At 71.2% G+C, this 4,043-nt stretch carries 5 protein-coding genes; 4 read left to right on the top strand and 1 reads right to left on the bottom strand.

Annotated elements, in window-relative coordinates:
- The first annotated feature begins 421 nt into the window (after nt 1–421).
- From I6A81_RS40630 to I6A81_RS40615, 4 genes are all read left to right on the top strand, one after another.
- Nucleotides 422–1,153: an ankyrin repeat domain-containing protein gene (locus I6A81_RS40630; protein WP_203008047.1), complete on the top strand. Its 732-nt coding sequence runs from the start codon at nt 422–424 to the stop codon at nt 1,151–1,153.
- A gap of 207 nt (nt 1,154–1,360) precedes the next feature.
- Nucleotides 1,361–1,708: a hypothetical protein gene (locus I6A81_RS40625; RefSeq protein WP_203008044.1), complete on the top strand. Its 348-nt coding sequence runs from the start codon at nt 1,361–1,363 to the stop codon at nt 1,706–1,708.
- A complete protein-coding gene (locus I6A81_RS40620; RefSeq protein ID WP_203008041.1) occupies nt 1,705–2,157 on the top strand; it encodes a MerR family transcriptional regulator in 453 nt (150 codons plus the stop codon). The genes I6A81_RS40625 and I6A81_RS40620 overlap by 4 nt, the downstream gene beginning before the upstream one ends.
- Before the next feature lie 19 nt (nt 2,158–2,176).
- Nucleotides 2,177–2,545 (top strand): hypothetical protein, encoded by a 369-nt coding sequence (locus I6A81_RS40615; protein WP_203008038.1) that lies wholly within the window; start codon nt 2,177–2,179, stop codon nt 2,543–2,545.
- Nucleotides 2,546–2,672: 127 nt separating this feature from the next.
- On the opposite strand, the gene corA is transcribed toward I6A81_RS40615, so the two are convergent.
- Nucleotides 2,673–3,704 (bottom strand): magnesium/cobalt transporter CorA, encoded by a 1,032-nt coding sequence (gene corA / locus I6A81_RS40610; RefSeq protein WP_203008035.1) that lies wholly within the window; start codon nt 3,702–3,704, stop codon nt 2,673–2,675.
- Between the last annotated feature and the right edge of the window lie 339 nt (nt 3,705–4,043).

Below are 4,043 nucleotides of genomic sequence, written 5' to 3'. Positions count from 1 at the left end.
TGGGAGCGGCCGGCGTTGTGGACGCAGACGAACAGGACCGACGGCTTGTCGGACACGGACGAGTCCTCTCGTGAGCAGAGCGAGGCGACGGACCACCCACAGGCGGCCGGGCCGCCGCGGTGGCGGGGTGGTCGGTCGAGGCTGTACGTCGTCGAACCCGTGTCGGTCGTCCAGGCTGTGTCGGTCGTCCAGGCTGATGGGGTCCTCGGGTCTGGTCATGAGACACCCCGCAGAGGGTGCACGGGTGCGGGCCGTCCATCCCCGTGCGCGTGGCAGCCGACCGATGATCGGGGAACTGGGCGTGGCGATGGCGGGGCTTCGCGCGGCGGTCGATGTGCGGGTCAGGCTGGCCGGCTGACCGTGGTGACGTCATGCTGGTGTCCGGACATGCCGGGCGGCCAGTCAGACACCGGGGGACGTCATGGAGTTCCTGAGCACCGAGGACGCGTTGGCCCTCGCCGCGGTCGCCGCGATCCACGGCGGCGACGTCGACGCCCTGCGGGCGCTGCTCCGGGAGCATCCGGAGCTGGCCACCGTCCGGCTTGGGGATGCGTGCGGCATGTCCCGGACGTTGCTGCACGTCGCGACCGACTGGCCGGGGCACTACCCGAACGGGCCGCGGGTCGTGGAAACCCTGCTGGCGGCGGGCGCGGACGTGAACGCCCGGTTCGCCGGGCCGCACACGGAGACCCCGCTGCACTGGGCGGCCAGCAGCGACGACGTGCCGGTGTTGGACGCGCTGTTGGACGCGGGCGCCGACATCGAAGCCGGCGGCTCGGTGATCGGTGGAGGTACGCCGCTCTCGGACGCGTGCGCGTTCGGGCAGTGGAACGTTGCCCGCCGGCTGGTCGAACGCGGCGCCCGTACCGAACTGTGGCAGGACGCGGCGCTGGGCCGGATCGACGGCGTCCGGTCCTACTTCGAGCGAGCGAACCCGGCGAGCGTGGAGGATGCCACGCATGCGCTGTGGTGCGCGGCCCATGGCGGGCAGGACGAGACGACGGCCTACCTGCTCGGCCGGGGCGCGGACATCAACTGGGTCGGCTACGACGATCTGACCCCGCTGGACGCGGCCGAACGCTCAGAAGCCCACGGCCTGGTGACCTGGCTACGCGGCAAGGGCGGGCTCAGCGCGAAGGACCTCACGGCGTAGTCCGGCGGCCAAGGACCGCCCTGTCGGTCACACCCGGCTCCCGGATTCGCCTGGTCCGGTCGACCACGGCTGACCGCTCATCCTGACCCGGCCGTTCCCGGGCCGAAATCGGCGGGTCCGCGGGCTTGCGTCCGGTACCCAGGTACAGGCTTACCGTCGAGCCAACGGCGCCGGCACGCGGCGCGACCAGGCCGACAGGAGAAGCCGATGCCCTTCGCGAAGGACGTGCCGCGGGTGGACGCCTGCAGCCTGCCGAGTGCCGCCCAGCCGCTGCGGATCGCCGAGTTCGACGCCCTGTTCGCCAACGCCCTGCACCGCCTGGAACGGGTCGACGCCCGCCACCTGCGGCTGACCCTGACCGGAGGCGACGGCCTGGAAGAAACCACCCGGGACCTGACCGCCCGGGAAAGCCAGTGCTGCTCGTTCTTCACCTTCACCATTACCCCCACCGGCGACCACATCGTGCTCGATATCGAGGTGCCCACGGCGCAGACCGCCGTCCTCGACGGCCTCGCCACGCTCGCCACCGACGCGGCGCCAACGGCGGGCCGATGACCGGCGCGGGGCTGCGCTCCGGTGAACTGGCCGCCGCGGCCGGGGTGAACCTCCAGACCTTGCGCTACTACGAACGCCGCGGGCTGCTCGCCGAACCCGCGCGCACCCCCGGCGGGCACCGGCTCTACCCGGCCGACGCCGTGACCCTGCTCGGCATCATCAAGGCCGCGCAACGACTCGGGTTCACCCTCGACGAGGTCGCCGAACTCCTCGACGCCGGCCGGCGCCGCCATCCCACCGGCGCGCTCAAGGAGCACGCCCTGTCCAAGCTCAACGAGATCGAGTCCAGGATCCGAGACCTGGAAACGATCAGGAGCGCGTTGCTCGGCGTCGTCGAGGCCGGCTGCGACAGCCTCACCGACTGCTCCTGCCCCGACTGCCCGCTGCCCTACGTCGAGATCGCCCGCACACCGCCCGCGGACCTCACGTCGTTCCGTCCAGCCCCATGACCCTCACCGGGAGCCAGCGATGACCGCCCCGCCCGCCGACGACCGTTCGAGTACCCGGCAGCCCGCCGGGGTCGCGGGACCGTTCGAGATCCAGACTGCCCCCGACGAGTCCCAGGCTCACGACCAACCTTGGACACCACGCCGGATCGCGCTGTCGGGGACACTGGCCGTGCTCGCCTGCGCCGCGTGCTGCACGCTGCCACTGCTGGTCGGCGCGGGGGTCCTCACCGCTGGAGCTGCTGCCGCGGTCAACCAGACGCTCGCCGCCGCGGCGATCGCCCTGGCCGTCCTGGCGGTGGTGTTTCTCGGGCTGCACCAGCGCGGCCGCGCCGCCGCCCGACGGGCCGCCGGCGAGTCACGCGGCTGTGGCGGGGGGTGCGCCTGTTAGCTTCCACGCTCATCCGCGTCGAGCCAGGTAGTCGTCACTACGGGAGATGGCTACGCCGCTGCGCGCCCGCGGGCCAACGGACGCCTGCCGCGGCGGCGGCCGTCGCCACTCCCGTTCGTCGGCCAGATCACAGCCAGCGCTTCTTGCTGAAGACCAGGTACAAGGTGACTGATACGAGGGCCATCAGGGCGAGCGCGAACGGGTAGCCGAGGGTCCAGCCCAGTTCCGGCATGGTCTCGAAGTTCATCCCGTACACCGTCCCGACCAGCGTCGGCGCGAAGAGGATCGCCGCCCAGGCGGAGATCTTCTTGACCTCCTCGCTCTGCGCGAGGCTGGCCTCGGTGAGGGTCTTCATCTCCTCGTTCTGCCGCTGGCCGACCAGCGCCGCGTTCACCGTCAGGATGTTCTGCAGCAACTGCCGAAAGGCATCGATCCGTTCCACCACGGTCACCACGTGGTCGGACACGTCACGCAGGTATTGCTGCAGCTCCGGGTCGACGCCGTACTTCGCGAACCCCGCGGCCAGACCGTCGAGCATCCCCTGCAGCGGTTTGGTGGCGCGCTGGAACTCGATGACCTCGCGGGACAACTCGTAGATGCGCCGGCTGACCGCCGGCTCACCCCGGAACACCTCCGTCTCGATCTCGTCGATGTCGTGTTCGAGACCGTCGACGACCGGACCATAGTCGTCGACGACCCGGTCCAGGATCGCGTACAGCACCGCTTCCGGGCCGCGGGCCAGCAGGTCCGGCTCGGACTCCATCCGGAGCCGCACCCGGGCCAGGTCCGGCGTGTCGCCGTGCCGGACGGTGATGACGAAGTCGTCGCCGACGAAGACGTGCAGCTCGGAGAAGTCGACCTCCTCGCGCCGGTCGTCGTAGTGGGCGGCACGCAGGACCACGAACAGCGTCGTGTCGTAGCGCTCGAGCTTGGGCCGCTGGTGCGCCTGAACCGCGTCCTCGATGGCCAGCTCGTGCAGATCGAACTCGGCGGCGAGCGAGGCCAGCTCGGCCTCGCCCGGGCGGGCCAGCCCGATCCAGGCCAGGTCCTGCCGGTTCTCCTCGCGGCGATCGCGCAGCAGCTGATAGGTCTCACCCAGCGTCTTCGGCCTGGTGAAGCAGCGACCCGCCGAGTACAGAGCGTTGTCGACAACGGTCATCACGAAAACTCCCAGCGTGGAACGGCCCGCCCAGCAGCCTCGCAGAGCACGGCAGTCGGTTCAGGCGATCTCGGCGACATAGACGATCGCGAGCCCGACCGCCAAGACGCCGAGGAACAGTTGTGGTGCCGGGTTGGGAAGGCGGGGTTGCAGCCAAGCACTGGCCCTCGGCGCCGTCGAGGCCGGCGGCCACGCCGCCGGGACCGTGGCCCGCATGGTCGGCGCCGAACTCGGCGCCCACACCCGCCGCCGACGGGCACTGAGCGCCATCGGCCACAGCGGGATCACCATCGGCTCCGCGCTGATCGCCCTCGCCACCACCGTCTGGGCCGCCGGCAT

Origin of the sequence: Frankia nepalensis (genome assembly GCF_016786325.1) — a bacterium.
GTDB classification, from domain to species: Bacteria; Actinomycetota; Actinomycetes; order Frankiales; family Frankiaceae; genus Pseudofrankia; species Pseudofrankia nepalensis.
The sequence above is the reverse complement of the archived record's forward strand: the minus strand, read 5'-3'. Positions and strand labels throughout refer to the sequence as shown.